Annotated in this window: 16 protein-coding genes, 1 other RNA gene and 2 pseudogenes; 11 read left to right on the forward strand and 8 right to left on the reverse strand. The window is 64.3% G+C overall.

The window, feature by feature from the left end:
• Nucleotides 1-225: pseudogene (locus AC5ZGW_RS42610) on the forward strand (phosphomannomutase/phosphoglucomutase); the annotation flags it as partial.
• A gap of 134 nt (nt 226-359) precedes the next feature.
• Here the strand turns inward: AC5ZGW_RS42610 and AC5ZGW_RS42615 are convergent.
• The 3 genes from AC5ZGW_RS42615 to AC5ZGW_RS42625 all read right to left on the reverse strand — a co-directional run bounded on the left by AC5ZGW_RS42615 (nt 360) and on the right by AC5ZGW_RS42625 (nt 2,382).
• The gene (locus AC5ZGW_RS42615) at nt 360-863 is read right to left on the reverse strand and encodes an Lrp/AsnC family transcriptional regulator (RefSeq protein WP_028169306.1); all 504 of its coding nucleotides are present in this window, start codon (nt 861-863) and stop codon (nt 360-362) included.
• Between the two features lie 141 nt (nt 864-1,004).
• Nucleotides 1,005-1,955, reverse strand: coding sequence for an NAD(+) diphosphatase (gene nudC, locus AC5ZGW_RS42620; RefSeq protein WP_130229709.1), 951 nt, complete (start codon nt 1,953-1,955; stop codon nt 1,005-1,007).
• Nucleotides 1,956-1,962: 7 nt separating this feature from the next.
• Nucleotides 1,963-2,382, reverse strand: coding sequence for an HIT domain-containing protein (locus AC5ZGW_RS42625; RefSeq protein ID WP_130229710.1), 420 nt, complete (start codon nt 2,380-2,382; stop codon nt 1,963-1,965).
• A gap of 192 nt (nt 2,383-2,574) precedes the next feature.
• Here AC5ZGW_RS42625 and ffs point away from each other — a divergent pair.
• From ffs to AC5ZGW_RS42650, 5 genes are all read left to right on the forward strand, one after another.
• Nucleotides 2,575-2,671: signal recognition particle sRNA small type (gene ffs / locus AC5ZGW_RS42630), an RNA gene on the forward strand.
• A 109-nt stretch (nt 2,672-2,780) separates the two neighbouring features.
• Nucleotides 2,781-4,598, forward strand: a complete 1,818-nt coding sequence (locus tag AC5ZGW_RS42635; protein WP_130229711.1) for a DNA polymerase III subunit gamma/tau — start codon at nt 2,781-2,783, stop codon at nt 4,596-4,598.
• 92 nt (nt 4,599-4,690) lie between these two features.
• Entirely contained in the window at nt 4,691-5,011 is a 321-nt protein-coding gene (locus AC5ZGW_RS42640; protein WP_028169302.1) for a YbaB/EbfC family nucleoid-associated protein, read from the forward strand.
• Nucleotides 5,012-5,617 carry a recombination mediator RecR gene (recR, locus tag AC5ZGW_RS42645; protein ID WP_130229712.1) on the forward strand — a complete coding sequence of 202 codons (606 nt, stop codon included), beginning with the start codon at nt 5,012-5,014 and terminating at the stop codon, nt 5,615-5,617.
• Nucleotides 5,618-5,641: 24 nt separating this feature from the next.
• Nucleotides 5,642-6,076 carry a hypothetical protein gene (locus tag AC5ZGW_RS42650; RefSeq protein WP_130229713.1) on the forward strand — a complete coding sequence of 145 codons (435 nt, stop codon included), beginning with the start codon at nt 5,642-5,644 and terminating at the stop codon, nt 6,074-6,076.
• 71 nt (nt 6,077-6,147) lie between these two features.
• Here the strand turns inward: AC5ZGW_RS42650 and AC5ZGW_RS42655 are convergent, their stop codons facing one another.
• Together AC5ZGW_RS42655 and AC5ZGW_RS42660 are read right to left on the reverse strand one after the other, a co-directional pair.
• Nucleotides 6,148-7,518 (reverse strand): AmpG family muropeptide MFS transporter, encoded by a 1,371-nt coding sequence (locus AC5ZGW_RS42655; RefSeq protein ID WP_130229714.1) that lies wholly within the window; start codon nt 7,516-7,518, stop codon nt 6,148-6,150.
• Between the two features lie 143 nt (nt 7,519-7,661).
• Nucleotides 7,662-8,870 carry a DNA recombination protein RmuC gene (locus AC5ZGW_RS42660; RefSeq protein WP_130229715.1) on the reverse strand — a complete coding sequence of 403 codons (1,209 nt, stop codon included), beginning with the start codon at nt 8,868-8,870 and terminating at the stop codon, nt 7,662-7,664.
• Nucleotides 8,871-9,040: 170 nt separating this feature from the next.
• Here AC5ZGW_RS42660 and def point away from each other — a divergent pair, with 170 nt between their 5' ends.
• From def to AC5ZGW_RS42680, 4 genes are all read left to right on the forward strand, one after another.
• Nucleotides 9,041-9,568: a peptide deformylase gene (gene def, locus AC5ZGW_RS42665; protein ID WP_130229716.1), complete on the forward strand. Its 528-nt coding sequence runs from the start codon at nt 9,041-9,043 to the stop codon at nt 9,566-9,568.
• A 133-nt stretch (nt 9,569-9,701) separates the two neighbouring features.
• Entirely contained in the window at nt 9,702-10,637 is a 936-nt protein-coding gene (gene fmt / locus AC5ZGW_RS42670; RefSeq protein WP_130229717.1) for a methionyl-tRNA formyltransferase, read from the forward strand.
• A gap of 6 nt (nt 10,638-10,643) precedes the next feature.
• Entirely contained in the window at nt 10,644-11,381 is a 738-nt protein-coding gene (truA, locus tag AC5ZGW_RS42675) for a tRNA pseudouridine(38-40) synthase TruA (RefSeq protein ID WP_130229718.1), read from the forward strand.
• 21 nt (nt 11,382-11,402) lie between these two features.
• Nucleotides 11,403-11,738 (forward strand): GIY-YIG nuclease family protein, encoded by a 336-nt coding sequence (locus tag AC5ZGW_RS42680; protein WP_130229719.1) that lies wholly within the window; start codon nt 11,403-11,405, stop codon nt 11,736-11,738.
• A 229-nt stretch (nt 11,739-11,967) separates the two neighbouring features.
• Here the strand turns inward: AC5ZGW_RS42680 and dapE are convergent, their stop codons facing one another.
• From dapE to dapD, 3 genes are all read right to left on the reverse strand, one after another.
• Entirely contained in the window at nt 11,968-13,122 is a 1,155-nt protein-coding gene (gene dapE, locus AC5ZGW_RS42685) for a succinyl-diaminopimelate desuccinylase (RefSeq protein WP_130229720.1), read from the reverse strand.
• Nucleotides 13,123-13,211: 89 nt separating this feature from the next.
• A complete protein-coding gene (locus AC5ZGW_RS42690; RefSeq protein ID WP_130229721.1) occupies nt 13,212-14,420 on the reverse strand; it encodes an MFS transporter in 1,209 nt (402 codons plus the stop codon).
• A gap of 51 nt (nt 14,421-14,471) precedes the next feature.
• On the reverse strand, nt 14,472-15,317 hold the full coding sequence (gene dapD, locus AC5ZGW_RS42695; RefSeq protein ID WP_130229722.1) for a 2,3,4,5-tetrahydropyridine-2,6-dicarboxylate N-succinyltransferase: 846 nt from the start codon (nt 15,315-15,317) through the stop codon (nt 14,472-14,474).
• A gap of 285 nt (nt 15,318-15,602) precedes the next feature.
• Here dapD and AC5ZGW_RS42700 point away from each other — a divergent pair.
• Nucleotides 15,603-15,891: pseudogene (locus tag AC5ZGW_RS42700) on the forward strand (IS110 family transposase); the annotation flags it as partial.

Genomic DNA, 15,891 nt, shown 5'->3' on the forward strand with positions numbered 1-15,891 from the left:
AAGATCGGCGGCCAGGCGATCCGCGATCTCGTCACCGTCAACGGCGTGCGCGTCACGGTGGAGGACGGCAGCTGGGGTCTGGTGCGCGCCTCCTCCAACAAGCCGGAGCTCGTGGTGGTGGTCGAAAGCCCGGTCAGCGAGCAGCGCATGCGCGACATGTTCGAGACCGTGGATGGCGTGCTGCGCACGCATCCAGAGGTCGGCGAGTACAATCAGAAGATTTGAGTCCTCAACGCGTCATTGCCGGGCTTGACCCGGCAATCCATCCTGAAACGAACTCTTTGCGAAGATCGATGGATGTGCGGGTCAAGCCCGCGTATGACGGCTTTTAGCCACGGCTTGAGTGAGGCAATCCTCTTCTACGCGGCCGCCGGCACCGGCAGCGCGGTCACCGACTTGATCTTCTCCATCGCAAAGCGCGAGGTGACGTTCTTCAGCGGCACCGCGCTGATCAGCTTCTTGTAGAAGATGTCATAGCTCGACATGTCCGCGACCACGACGCGCAGCATGTAGTCGACGTCGCCGGCCATCCGGTAGAACTCCATCACTTCAGGCATAGCGCTCACCGCGTCGGCGAATTTGCGCAGCCAGGCCTCGGAATGGTCGGAGCTCTCGACCGACACGAACACGGTGATGCCGAGCCCGATCTTGTTCTGGTCGACCAGCGCAACCCGGCGCAGGATCACGCCATCGGCCTCGAGCCGCTGGATGCGCTTCCAGCAGGGGGTGGAGGACAGGCCGACCCGATCGCCGATCTCGGCGACCGACAGGGAGGCATCCTCCTGCAGCACGGTCAGGATTTTGCGGTCGATGGCGTCAAGCCGGCGATTGGCGTCATGCAGCGGAACGGCGAGGTCGGTCATGAGAAAAAAGTTCCATATGAAGGGGCTAAGTCCCTCATATAGAGAAAAATCTTCTAAAGCAAGCCTATTGGCTGTTCTCGGCCGGGCGGCCGCTCTCGTCCTGTCCCAAAAACTCTTCAACTTCAGTACGTTGCGGAGCCACTATGCGCCCGCTGCGTCTTTCCCATGCAGCCAACGTCCGACCAAATGATGGGCAATGGCGAAGGGATGTGGACCGGCCAGGCCATCCGGATGCTGCCGCTTGAGCATCAAGGTCGCCTCCGCGCGATCGAACCAGCGCGCATCCTCGAGTTCGGTGCGGTCGACGATGATTTCTTCGTTGGTTGCACGCGCGGTGCATCCGATCATCAGGGATGACGGATAGGGCCACGGCTGCGTCATGTAGTAATTGACCTCGGTGCAGCGGATTCCCGACTCCTCGAAGATCTCGCGCCGGACCGCATCCTCGATGGTCTCGGCGGCTTCGACAAACCCCGCGAGGCAGGAATACATCCCCGGAGGGAATTGCTTCTGGCGGCCCAGCAGGCATCTGTCGCCATGGGTCACGAGCATGATGACGACAGGGTCGGTGCGCGGAAAATGCTCGGCCTTGCAGCTCGGGCATACGCGCTTCCAGCCGCCCTCCTTCATCGCGGTGCGCGCACCGCAATTGGCGCAAAAGCCGTGGCGCTGGTGCCAGGTCACCATGGATTTCGCCATCGCGATCGCCGAGAGCTGGTCGGGCGGGGCGGTGCCCTGCATCGCCATGCCGCGCAGCTCGGCGACGGCGACGTCGCTGCGGCCGACCAACTTTTCCGCTGCTTGCGGCGCAATGCCCATGCCGAATACCGGCGCGCCATCGCGCAGGCCCAGAAACACCGTGCCCGGATTGGCGCCGAATTTCAGCGCCTCCTCAACCGAAAGCAGTGCCCGCGGACCGGCTTCCTCCTGCTTCACCACCAGCGAGTCGCGGTAGATCACGTAAGCGCGCGCGTCGCGGCGGCTTTCCAGCGCGAACAGCTTCTCTTCATTGGTGCGCAGATGCGCGGCGCGGTCGAGAACATTGGTGACGAAGGCCGGCTGCCCCAGCGGAAAATTATCGAATGCTGACATCTATTCTTCAACCCAACCAGATCTTGCGGCGAAGCGCGCTGATGAAATTCTGCACTTCTTCGGCATCATGTGCCAGCGGCGGCACCACGCCCCATACCGGGCGCGGCCAGGCGGCGTCGCTGGTACGGCGCGCGATGATATGGACGTGAAGCTGCGGCACCGCGTTGCCGAGCGCGGCGATGTTCAGCTTGTCGCATTTGGTGATGTCCTTCAGGGCGCGCGCGACTCGGGTGATCTCGGTCATCAACTGCGCCTGCTCGACCTCCTCGAGGTCGATGATCTCCACCGCGCCCTCACGGCGCGGCACCAACAACAGCCAAGGGTAATTGGCGTCCTTGATGACCAGCACCCGGCAGAGCGGCAGATCGCCGATGTTGATCGTGTCTTCCTTGAGGCGTGCGTGCAGTGACCAGGTCGAGCCGGACATGCATATTTCCCCGTCATGGCCGGACTTGTTCCGGCCATCCACGTCTTGTCACAACGTAGAGGAAGACGTGGATGCCCGGGACAAGCCCGGGCATGACGGCACCTAAAGCCTTTCTGGCCTCCGGCACAAGCCCGGTGCGTTCCGCGCAGGCCACGCTTGCTTTCCGGCCCCATTGGCCCCAAATAGGGACCGGGAGATTGGCGGTGGACGAGCCACTCGCCAACCGGGTCAGGTCCGGAAGGAAGCAGCCCTAACGAGGTCCGGATCGGGTCGCTCGTCAGTCTCCTACCTGTTTTTCGAGCGAATCATGCAGAAGGCGGGCTGTTCCGCGGTTTTGCGCTTGATTCCGCTCCTTTCCGCAAAGCCGGCCCGAGAGACATTCAATTGCGGATCGACCAATGAACGACGCTGGCGCTCCTCCGAATCAGGCTGAAGGCGCCGGTCAGGCCGGCTTCGAAGCGGCAAAGCCCTACCGGGTGCTGGCGCGCAAATACCGCCCTTCAAGCTTTGACGATCTGATCGGCCAGGAGGCCATGGTGCGCACGGTCTCGAACGCGTTCGAGACCGGACGAATCCCTCAGGCCTGGATCCTGACCGGGGTGCGCGGGGTCGGCAAGACCACCACCGCCCGCATCCTCGCCCGCGCGCTGAACTATGAATTGTCAGACGGCTCGCTGAAGGGGCCGACCATCCAGATGCCCGTGCTTGGTCTGCACTGCCAGGCGATCATGGAAAGCCGGCACATGGACGTGCTGGAGATGGACGCCGCCTCCCATACCGGCGTCGACGATGTCCGCCAGATCAATGACAGCGTGCGCTATGCGCCGGCGAGTGCGCGCTACAAGGTCTACATCATCGACGAAGTCCACATGCTCTCGACCGCGGCCTTCAACGCGTTCCTGAAGACGCTGGAAGAGCCGCCAGAGCACGCCAAATTCGTCTTCGCCACCACTGAAATCCGTAAAGTCCCCGTCACGGTGCTCTCGCGCTGCCAGCGTTTCGACCTGCGCCGGGTCGAGGCCGACGTGCTGATGAAGCATCTCGGTAACATTGCGACCAAGGAAGGCGTCGAGGTCGAGCCCGAAGCGCTTGGCATTATCGCGCGGGCCGCGGAGGGCTCGGTGCGCGATTCGCTGTCGCTGTTCGACCAGGCGATTGCGCATGCGGCCGGAACCGTGCGCGCTGAGGAAGTGCGGCAGATGCTTGGCCTTGCCGACCGCACGCGGGTGATCGACCTCTTCGATTCGCTGGCGCGCGGCGATATCGCGGCGGCCTTCACCGAATTCCGCGCGCAATATGATGTCGGCGCCGATCCGGTGGTGGTGCTGTCCGACCTCGCCGAGTTCGTCAATTTCGTTACCCGCGTGAAGATCGTGCCTGCTACCGCCGACAACGTGGCGTTCGGCGAGACCGAGCGCGTGCGCGCCCGCGAGTTTGCAGCCAAACTGTCGATGCGGGTGCTGTCTCGGATGTGGCAGATGCTGCTCAAGGGCATCGCCGAGGTGCAGGCTGCCACCCGCCCGGCTGCTGCCGCCGAGATGGTGTTGGTGCGGATCGCCTATGTCGCCGACCTGCCGACGCCCGACGAAGCGATCAGGATGATCGAACAGAACGGCGGCGCGTCGCCGGTGGTCGCGGGCGGCGCGACAGCGTCGCGGGCTGCCCCATCGGCGCCCATTTCCTCGATTGCCTCGTCGCCGGTGCGCGCTCCCGCGGCAATGTCCCGGGCCAGCGCGGAGGCATCGCTGCGCCCGCAGGCAGCAGTGCCCGAGACGCAGTCGGCGCCGGCACTGCGCGTCACCAGTTTCATGCAGCTTGTCGCGCTTGCCGGCGAGAAGCGCGATTTGATGACCAAGGGCGCGCTTGAAGCGGATGTCCGGCTGGTACGGATCGAGGACGGGCGGCTCGAAATTGCGCTGGAGCCGCATGCCTCCCGCGGCCTCGTCACCGATCTCTCGCGCAAATTGGAACTATGGACCGGCCGTCGCTGGACCGTGATCGTCTCCAACGAAGCCGGGCAGCCGACCATTCGCTCGCAAAATCTCGCCGAAAAGAGCCAGCGCGAGCGCGCGGCCGAAGCCGATCCGCGGGTGAAGGAGGTTCTGGCGCGCTTTCCCGGCGCCAAGGTCGTCGAGGTGCGCAGGCTTGCCGCTGAGCCGGCGGAGACCGATATTGTCGGCGAAGACCCCATCGAGAGCGGCGACAGCGACGACTAACATGATCCGCGAAGGTGGGACCGGTTTTCCTTCGCGACAAACGCGCAGCGTTGGCGCGAAGATCATGCGCGAACAGATTGAAGGGACCACCGATGGCTGATTTTCTCGGCATGATGAAGCAGGCAGCGCAGCTCCAGTCCAAGATGCAGGCGATGCAGGAAGAACTCGGCAATGTCGAGGTCGAGGGCATTTCCGGCGGCGGCCTCGTCGCCGTGCGCATGAGCGCGAAGATGGAAGTGAAGGGCGTCAGGATCGATCCATCCCTGATCAAGCCGGAGGAACGCGAGATCCTCGAGGACCTCCTGGTCACCGCGCATAACGACGCGCGCCGCAAGGCGGAACTCGCGGTGCAGGAGAAGATGCAGGCGCTCACCGGCGGGCTCGGCCTGCCGCCCGGACTTGGTCTCACCTGAATGGCCGCAAGCGTCGCCGGACCTGAAATCGAGCGCCTGATTCAGCTTCTTGCGCGGCTGCCGGGTCTGGGTCCACGTTCGGCCCGGCGCGCGGCGCTGCACCTGATCAAGAAGCGCGAAGCCCTGATGACGCCGCTCGCCGCGGCGCTGCAGGTGGCGATCGACAAGATCCAGGTCTGCAAGACCTGCGGCAACATCGACACGCAGAATCCCTGCACGGTCTGCACCGATCCACGTCGCGATCCTTCCATCATCGTTGTCGTTGCCGACGTCGCCGATCTCTGGGCGCTGGAACGGGCGAACGCGACCAATGGCCGCTATCACGTCCTCGGCGCGACGCTGTCGCCGCTCGACGGCGTCGGCCTGCAGGATCTCACCATCGATCAGCTCGTGGCGCGCGCGCATGATTCGCAGGTGAGCGAGATTATCCTGGCACTGAATGCAACCGTGGATGGCCAGACCACGGCGCATTACATCACCGATATGCTTCAAGAGGCCAATGTGCGGGTGACGCGGCTGGCGCATGGCGTGCCGGTCGGCGGCGAGCTTGATTACCTCGATGAAGGTACGCTATCCGCAGCCATGCGGCAGCGAACGCTCTTCTAGCTGAACACAACGGAACTGAACGAGATGACGAACCACCGATTCGGCATTCGCCTGTGCTTTGCGGTCATTCTGGGGGCGGTGCTGACCGCGCCCGCCGCGCTGGCCCAAGAGGCGCAGGCTTCGCCGAAGCCGGGCAAGCCGATCCACGCTGGCGATGTGCTGTCGGGCGAGCTCAACACGCTGCGCGTCCGCGACATCAAGAAAGCCGGCAAGCGCACCGCGACCTATCAGTTGACCAGCGAACCGCGCCGCCTGCCGCCGCCGAACGGGCTGTGCAATCTCGAGACCGGTCCTGAGACGTTCCAGCTTGTCCCCGCCAATGACGCGCAGGCCGCGCAACTGAGGCCTTTTGTCGGCAAGGAAATCTCGGTGAAAGTCGACGAAGTCGCCTGCGCGGAAGAAGCGGGGCAGATGAGCGAGGCGGTCGTCACCAAGTGGAGCGTGGTGACGAAGCATTGAGGTTTGGCCTCGTAGCCCGGATGAAGCGAAGCGCAATCCGGGATCTTTACGAAACAACCTCGGGCTACGTTCTAAACCTTCACCGGCCCGAGTTCATCGAAATGCCCGCGGCGCTGCAGCCAGGCGAGCAGGATCAGGCTCGGGATCGCGACCAGCACGCAGATCGCGAAGAACAAGGGCCATCCTGTCGCCTTGGCGACGAAACCCGCGCCTGACGAGAGATAGGTGCGCCCCACCGCGGCAAGCGCCGTCAGCAGGGCATATTGCGTCGCCGTGTGCAGGGGATTGCGGCACAGCGCCGAGAGATAGGCGACGAAGATCACGGTGCCGATTGCGCTGGTGAAGTTCTCGCAGGTGATTGCGAGCGCCAGCGCCCACTGGTTGACGCCGACCAGCGCCAGCCAGGAGAAGGAGAGGTTGGCGAGCGCCTGCACGATCCCGCCGATCCACAGGCTGGTTGCCAGCGAATAGCGCCGCGCCACGAAGCCGCCCGCAAAGCCGCCGATCAGGGTGGCGGCCAATCCCACGCCTTTGACGATCGCGGCGTAGTCGACCTTGCTGAAGCCGATGTCGATCACGAACGGCGCCGTCATCGTGCCCGAGAACGCGTCGGTGAACTTGAACAGCACGACGAAGGCAAGCGCCGCAATGGCATCGCGCCGGCTCAGGAACTCGGAGAAGGCGCCGACCGCCGCATGGATCACGCGCGAGAACGCCGTTTGCGCGGCTGTGGCCGCTTCGGCGTCCTTTGACTGCGCCGGCTCGGTCGCAACCAAAGCGGTGATCATCCCGATCACGACGAGGGCGGCCATCGCGACATAGCCCCACATCCATGCCGCCGAGCGCACCACGCCCGCGCCCTCGAACCCGCTGACCATGAACAGCGCGCCGGCGGTCGAGACCAGCATGCCGATGCGATAGGCCGCGACATAAGAGGCCATGCCGGCGGCCTGCTCGCTCTCGGGCAGGCTCTCGACACGAAAAGCATCGACGACGATGTCCTGCGTCGAGGAGGTGGTGGCGACCAGCAGCGCGGCGAAGGCGGCGAACCAGGGCGAGCGCGCGGGATCGGCGATCGCGAGCAGCAGGATCGTGGTGATCAGCAGCAGTTGCGAGAACAAGAGCCAGCCGCGGCGCCGCCCGAAATGTCGCGTGAAGAACGGCACGTGCAGCGCATCGACCAGCGGCGCCCAGAGGAATTTCAGCGTGTAGGGCGTGCCGACCAGCGCCAGTAGGCCGATGGTGCCGAGATCGACGCCGACCTCGCGCATCCACACCTGCAGCGTCGACCCCGACAGCGCCAGCGGCAGGCCGGAGGAGAAGCCCAGCACCAGCACGATCAGGACGCGCGGCTGCAGATAGACGGCAAGGCTGTCGCGCCAGGAGGTGGCGGCAGGCTCGGCTTTCTCGGTCGCGGCGGCTGTCGCTTCAGGCGCGGTCATGGAGCCCTGTTAGCAGATTCGACAGGAAAATCCGCCCCGCAAGCGTGGCAATTGTAGGATGGGTAGAGCGCAGCGAAACCCATCGCGTCCCCGCGGCGGTGGTATTGATGGGTTTCGCTGCGCTCTACCCATCTTACGGCGGGCTACTCCCCCGCCTGCAGCTTGGGCGGGGCGGGGAACAATTCGGGTCTTCCGCTGGTCACGATCCGCGGCAGTTCCACCGGGGCGTCTGACTTGCTGAAATCGAGTTCCTCGATCCGGCCGGCGCGCTTTTCGATCTTGTCGGCGGAGATCAGGATCTGGCGTACGTCCTCGTTCACCTGCGAGAAATGGTTCTGCAGCTTGAGCACGCGGTCGCGCAGCCGCGACAGATCGTCGCCGAGCTTGATCACCTCGGTGCGGATCTGGTCGGCTGCATCGCGCATCCGTGCGTCCTTCATGATCTGCTGCATCACCTGGATCGCGAGCATCAATAGCGACGGCGACACCAGCACTACGCGGGCGCGGTAGGCCTTCTGGATCACATCGTCGAAGCCGTCATGGATCTCGGCATAGACCGACTCGGACGGCACGAACATCAGCGCGGTGTCCTGGGTCTCGCCGGCGATCAGGTATTTCTCCGCGATGTCGCTGACATGCTTCATCACGTCATTGCGTAGGCGTTGGCTGGCAATCTTGCGTTCCTCATCGCTGCGTGCGTCGTGCAGCGCGGTCATCGCCTCCAGCGGGAATTTCGCGTCGATGCAGAGCGGGCGCTGGTCCGGCAGGAACACCACGCAGTCCGGCCGCTTGCCGCTCGAGAGCGTGAACTGGAATTCGAAGGAGCCCTTCGGCAGTCCGTCCTGGACGATCGCCTCCATCCGCGCCTGGCCGAAGGCACCGCGCGACTGCTTGTTGGCGAGCACGTCGCGCAGCGTCGTCACCTGCGTCGTCAGGTCGGTGAGGTTTTTGTGCGCGTTGTCGATGATGCCGAGCCGTTCATGCAGATGGCGCAGGCTGTCCATCGTGTGGCGCGTGGTCTGTTCCATGGATTGGCCGACGCGGTGGGTGACCGAATCCAGCCGCTCGTTGACGGCGCGTGCCATCTCGGCCTGGCGGCCGGCGAGCGCCTGCGTCATCGCATCGACCCGGCCGCTCGCCTCGCTCTGGGCGCGCAGCACCTCGCTCAGCCGCTCTTCCAGCTCATCGGCGCGGATGGTCTGCGCGACAGCCAGTTCCGCGCCGCGCCGGGAGGACCGCGCGATCACGATGGCGATCGTCAGCAGCAGGACGAGCGCGAGCACGCCGAACGCAACCAAGGCGTCCGCGACGCGGACCGGCCAGTCGCCGACCATGAAGAGAATCTCGCTCATGCAAGCGCTATAGCCGATTCGCAGGCGACTGCGAACGAAAGTGGAACATTTATGGTTAACAAGCCGTGAAGATTCGTGGTTAAGAAAAGCAGAAGAATCATGGTTAAGGCCGTCTTAACCGGTTCCGGATCGCATTGACCGCGGCATATCAAGCGCTTAAATCGCCCGCCATGGCCTTGAGAGAAATCATCATCCTGCCGGACAAGCAATTGCGGCTGGTTTCCAAACGCGTCGAAAAGATCACGCCTGAGATCCGCAAGCTGATCGACGACATGTTCGAAACCATGTACGAGGCGCCCGGCATCGGGCTGGCCGCGATCCAGGTCGCGCAGCCGCTACGGCTGGTCACCATGGATCTCGCGAAAAAGGACGAGAACGGCGAGACCACGCCGAAGCCGCGCGTGTTCATCAACCCGGAGATCATCTCGGCGTCCGAGGAGAAGTCGGTCTACGAAGAAGGCTGTCTGTCGATCCCCGAATATTACGAGGAGGTCGAGCGGCCGGCGCGGGTGCGCGTGCGCTTCACCGACATCGACGGCAAGGTGCATGAAGAGGACGCCGAGGGCCTCTACGCCACCTGCATCCAGCATGAGATCGACCATTTGAACGGCATCCTGTTCGTGGACTATCTGTCGAAGCTGAAACGCGACCGCGTGCTGAAGAAGTTCGCCAAGGCCGCCAAGCGCGCGGTGGAGTAGGTTACAATCTCTCCGCCGTCATGGCCGGGCTTGTCCCGGCCATCCACGTCCTTGGTCGGCGACAGGCAAGACGTGGATGCCCGGGACAAGCCCGGGCATGACGGAGAAAACTGAACCATTTGAAGTGTGACCAATGCCGCTCCGCCTGATCTTCATGGGCACGCCCGATTTCGCCGTGCCGACGCTGCTCGAGCTGGCCGGCCACGGCCACGAGATCGCTGCCGTCTATACCCGTGCGCCGAAGCCGGGCGGGCGCCGCGGCCTGCAACTGCAACCGACGCCGGTTGAGCAGGAGGCGCGGCGGCTCGGCATTCCCGTGCTGACGCCGAAGACGTTGAAGACACCGGAAGCGCTGGAGGAATTTCGCGCGCATCAGGCGGATGCGGCCGTCGTGGTTGCCTATGGCATGATCCTGCCGCAGGCGATCCTCGATGCACCAAGGCTTGGCTGCTACAACCTGCACGCTTCGCTGCTGCCGCGCTGGCGCGGCGCCGCGCCGATCAACCGCGCCATCATGGCCGGCGATGCCGAGACCGGCGTGATGGTGATGAAGATGGATGTCGGCCTCGACACCGGCGATGTCGCGATGGCCGAGCGGCTTGCGATCACCGACCGGATGACGGCGGCCGATCTGCACGATGCGCTGGCGCCGCTCGGTGCCGACCTGATGGTGCGGGCGATGGCCGCGCTGGAACGCGGCGCGCTGCAACTGACCAGGCAGAGCGAGGACGGCGTCACCTATGCCGCCAAGATCGAGAAGGCGGAAGCGCGGATCGACTGGAACAGGCCTGCGCACGCCGTGCTGCGGCACATCCACGGCCTCTCCCCATTCCCCGGCGCCTGGGCCGAGTTGTCAGCCGATAGCGAACCGGTCCGCATCAAGATTCTTCGCTGCGAACTGGCGAGCGGCTCGGGCACATCCGGCACGGTGCTCGACGATAATCTCGCGATCGCCTGTGGCGAGGGCGCCATCCGCATTCTCGAGCTGCAGCGCGAAGGCAAGGCACGGATGAAGTCGGTCGACTTCCTGCGCGGCACGCCGCTGAAGGCCGGCGCGCGGTTCACTTAAGCCGTCATGCCCCGCTACAAGCTCACCATCGAATATGACGGCACACCGTTCTCCGGCTGGCAAATCCAGGAGACGGCGCCGACAGTGCAGGGCGCGCTGGAGGCCGCGGTGAAGGCGATGTGCGGTGAGGACGTGCGCGTCCATGGCTCCGGCCGCACCGATGCCGGCGTGCATGCGCTCGGACAGGTCGCCCATTGCGACATCGCAAAGCCGTTTCCGCCGGACCGCCTGCGCGACGGCCTGAACGCGCATCTGCGCCCAAATCCGATCGCGGTGCTCGCGGCCGAGATCGTGGCGGATGATTTCGAGGCGCGCTTCTCCGCGAAGAAGCGTCATTATCTTTATCGTATCCGGAGCACGCGCGCGAACCTCGCGCTCGACATCGGCCGCGTCTGGCGCGTGCCGCGCCGTCTCGATACGGACGCGATGCATGAAGCCGCGCAGCGCCTGATCGGCAAGCACGATTTCACGACCTTCCGCGACACCGAATGCCAGGCCAAATCGCCGCTGAAAACGCTCAACCAGCTTGACGTTACGCGCAGCGGCGATGCGGTCAGCATCGTCACCTCGGCGCGCTCGTTCCTGCACAGCCAGGTGCGCTCGATGGTCGGCTCGCTGGTCTGGGTCGGCGAAGGCCGCTGGACCGCCGACGATCTCGCCGCAGCACTCGCCGCCCGCAACCGCGCCGCCTGCGGCCCGGTGGCACCGCCGGAGGGGCTCTATCTGGTGCGGGTGGAGTATTAGGGCCGACGCTACTCCGCCGTCATGGCCGGGCTTGTCCCGGCCATCCACGTGCGTCAACATGCGACCATGCGTGGGGGCTACGTCTACATTCTGGCAAGTGCACCGAACGGCATCCTGTGTGTCGGCGTGACGAACGATCTCGTTCGCCGCATCTACGAGCACCGAAACGGCTTGGTCCTTGGGTTCACCAAGAAATATTCGGTGAAGCGCTTGGTGTATTTCGAACGGTACGAAGACATCCAAACTGCCATCCAACGCGAGCACAATATGAAGCACTGGCCGCGCAAGTGGAAGGTTAGGCTGATCCTGGCCGGCAATCCCGAGTGGAATGATCTGTACGAGACGATCACCCAGTAGCGGGGCTTGTTGCTTCCCATTGTTGGTGAACTGCTTCCACCCGCGTCATGGCCGGGCTTGTCCCGGCCATCCACGTCTTTCTTTGTGGGAGGCTGGAGAAGGGCGTGGATGCCCGGCACAAGGCCGGGCATGACGATGGAGAGGTTACCAGGCGGAGAGGCGTGGATGGCCGGGACAAGCCCGGCCATGACGGCGGACTAGGGAGCTAAGGCCGAGGAAAGCCCCAGCGCTACCCAAAATACCTGTCCAGCACGCCGCGATAGACTTGCGTCAGTTTTTCCAGATCGGCGACCGGCGTGCGTTCGTTGATCTGGTGCATGGTCTGGCCGACCAGGCCGAATTCGATCACCGGGCAATAGCTCGAGATGAAGCGGGCATCCGACGTGCCGCCTGAGGTCGAAAGCTCCGGCTTGTGTCCCGTCACTGCTTCGATCGCTGCCACCGCAAGGTCGGTGAACGGGCCGGGCTTGGTGACGAACACGTTCGAGTTCGATGGCTCCCACACGATGCGGGCGCGGATCCGGTTGCCGCAGGCTTTGACGAGGCGTTCCTCCACCAGCTTGCGCAGGCTCTCCTGGGTGTGATTGTCGTTATAGCGGATGTTGAATTTCGCCCGCGCCTGGCCGGGGATGACGTTGCTCGCGGCATTGCCGACGTCGACGGAGGTGAATTCGAGGTTGGAGGCCTGGAATTGTGCGCTGCCGTTATCAAGCGGCTCGTCGCTCAGCGCCACGATCAACCTCGAGATGTCCGGCACCGGATTGGAGGCGCGGTGCGGATAGGCGACATGGCCCTGCACGCCCTCGACGTGGAGCGTGCCGGATTGCGAGCCACGGCGGCCGACCTTGATGGTGTCTCCGAGCACCTCGACATTGGATGGCTCGCCGAGCACGCAATGATCGAACTTTTCGCCGCGCTCGGCCGCCCACTTCAACAGCTTGATCGTGCCGTTGATGGAAACGTCCTCCTCGTCGCCTGTGATCAGGAATGAGATTGAACCCCTTGGCCTGCCGCCATTGTCCCTGAGATATTCGAGCGCCGCGGCGACGCTGCAGGCGATGCCGCCCTTCATGTCGACGGCGCCGCGGCCATAGAGGAAGCCGTCCTTCACCTCGCCGGAGAACGGGCCATGCGTCCAGGCAGACTCGTCGCCCGGCGGCACCACATCGGTATGGCCGGCAAAGGTAATGTGCGGCGCCTGATCGCCGATACGTGCATAGAGATTGTCGATGTCGGCGGTGCCGGGCTCGCTGAAGGTGACGCGGTGCACCTCGAAGCCGGCGGCGTTCAGGATGTTCTCGAGCACGCCGAGCGCACCGGCGTCGGCGGGCGTGACGGAAGGGCAGCGGACAAGGTCGCGCGTGATGGAGATGGCATCGGTCATGCTTCCGGACTTAACACGTCACCGCGGCGGCGGGCCAGCCTTGCGCGCCATGCTCCCGACTTCGTGTTGCGGCTCTGCGACGCAGCCGATCAGCCTGCCGCGACCTTGGCGCGGCCCCGCACGCCGAGCAGACCTGCCAGTGCAAGCAGCGCAAAGCCGGCACCCGCGAAGAAGGTGCCTTGCGGTCCGGCACTGTCCCACAATGCGCCTGCGATCACGCTGGCCACGAGCATTGCGATCCCGCAGAGCAGGTTGAAAAAGCCGTAAGCCGTGCCCCGCAGCTCGGCGGGCGAGGTATCCGCGACGAGCGCCGCCAGCAGTCCTTGCGTGAAGCCCATGTGCAGTCCCCACAGCGCGATGCCCAGCGCCACACCGGTCATGCTGGGCAGCAGCGCGAGCGCAAGATCGGCGACGATCAAAAGCACGATGCCGAACGCCAGCACGGTTGTGCGGTTCACGCGATCGGACACCACGCCGGCCGGATATGCCGCGCCGGCATAAACGACATTCATTAGGACCAGCACGGCCGGCGCGAGCGTAACCGGCAGGCCAACATTCTGCGCGCGGAGGATCAGAAACGCCTCGCTGAAGCGGGCCAGCGTGAACACGCTCGCAATCGCCACCACCCACCAATAGGCCGCGCCCAGATTTCTGATTTCGCCGAGGCTGATTGGATTGCGCACCTCGCGCAACCCTTTCGCCCGCGCGGGTTCACGCACGGCAAACGCGATAAGTGCGAACGACAGCAAGCCAGGAATCACTGCAAACCAGAACACGGCCTTGAAATGGTCTGAAGTCAGCCACATCAAGCCGATGGCGATCAATGGCCCGACGAAGGCGCCGACCGTATCCAGCGACTGCCGCAGGCCAATGCTGGCGCCACGCAGATGCGCCGGAGCAATGTCCGCCACCAGCGCGTCGCGCGGGGCGCCGCGAATGCCTTTTCCGATCCGGTCGATGAGGCGCGCGGCCATCAGCCAGCCGACTGTCGGCGCCAGTGGAAAGATTGGCTTGGTCAGCGCCGCAAGGCCATAGCCGAGCGCCGCCAGCCATTTTCGCTGGCCGAGCCAATCGGACAGCGCGCCGGAAAATATCCTGGTGATCGACGCCGTCGCTTCGGCGATGCCTTCGATGACGCCGACGGTGACCATCGAGGTGCCGAGCACTGTCACCAGATAGACCGGCAACAATGCATGGATCATCTCCGAAGAGATATCCATCAGCATCGAGACGAAACCGAGCGCCCAGATACCCGGCGGGATGTCGCGAAGGGCTGGTCGGGGGCTCGCCTCAGCCATAGGGATGACCTTTCGAGCGATCATACCCCATGAGCGACCTTGGCTGCGTCTTCAGTCCCGCAGCAATTCGTTGATGCTGGTCTTGGCGCGGGTGCGCTCGTCGACGCGCTTGACGATGACGGCGCAGGCGGTGGCCGGGCCCGGCTGTCCATTCTTCATCGGCTTGGGCGGCAAGGTGCCGGGCACGACCACGGCATATTCCGGCACTTCGCCGACAAAGGTCTCGCCGGTCTCGCGATCGACGATCTTGGTGGACGCGCCGAGGAACACGCCCATCGAGAGCACCGCGCCCTTGCGCACGATCACGCCTTCGGCGACCTCGCTGCGGGCACCGATGAAGCAATCGTCCTCGATGATCACGGGCTCGGCCTGCAGCGGCTCGAGCACGCCGCCGATGCCGACACCGCCGGAGATGTGCACGCGCTTGCCGATCTGCGCGCAGGAGCCGACGGTCGACCAGGTGTCGACCATGGTCGCTTCATCGACATAGGCGCCGAGATTGACGAAGGAGGGCATCAGCACGACGTTGCGGGCGATGAAGGCGGAACGGCGCACGATCGCGCCCGGCACCGCGCGAAAGCCAGCGTCACGAAAGCGGTTCTCACCCCAGCCATCGAATTTCGAGGGCACCTTGTCCCACCACGACGCCTTGCCGGGACCGCCGGGAATCTGTCCCATGTCGTTGAGGCGGAACGACAGCAGCACCGCCTTCTTCAGCCATTGGTTGACCTTCCATTTGCCGCTCGTCTCACGCTCGGCGACGCGCGTCTCGCCCTTGTCGAGCAGTTCGAGCGCGTAATCCACGGCCTCGCGCACCTCGCCCGTGGTCGATGTCGAAATGCCGTCGCGGGCTTCGAACGCGGCGTTGACGATGGACTCGAGGGCGGACAGCGACATCGGGCGATTCCTTGAGGCGGGCGGGGAGGGTATTTGGAGCTTTTTCGGGATTTGGGCCGGCGGAGTCAAGGCTAACTCGCTGTCGTCCCGGGCTTGCGCGCCGCGGCGAAGCCTCTTGGCGTAGCCGGGACCCGGGACCCATAACCACAGGGCTTAGTAATATGCGAAGCTGTAACTGCTTGCTCGCGCCACAACACTTCCCTGTGGTTGATGGGGTGGACGGCCCCCTACGGCATCAGTTGTGCCAGAATGAGGTTGTCGAAATCTCAAACGAGGGAGCCGTTCGTGACGCAGATTATCCGCATTGGAATGGATACGTCGAAGCATATTTTTCAGTTGCATGGGGTTGATGCGGCCGAGCAGGCGGTGCTGCGCAAGCGGCTGTCGCGCAAGCAGGTGCTGGAGTATTTCGCCAAGTTGCCGCCGACGGTGATCGGGATGGAGGCGTGCGGGGCTTCGCAATATTGGGCGCGGGAGCTTTCCAAGCTCGGTCACGCGGTGAAGCTGATGGCCCCGCAACTGGTGAAGCCCTACGTGCAGCGGAACAAGAACGACGGGCGGGATGCGGAAGGAT

It is taken from the genome of Bradyrhizobium sp. Crot121 (assembly GCF_059512385.1).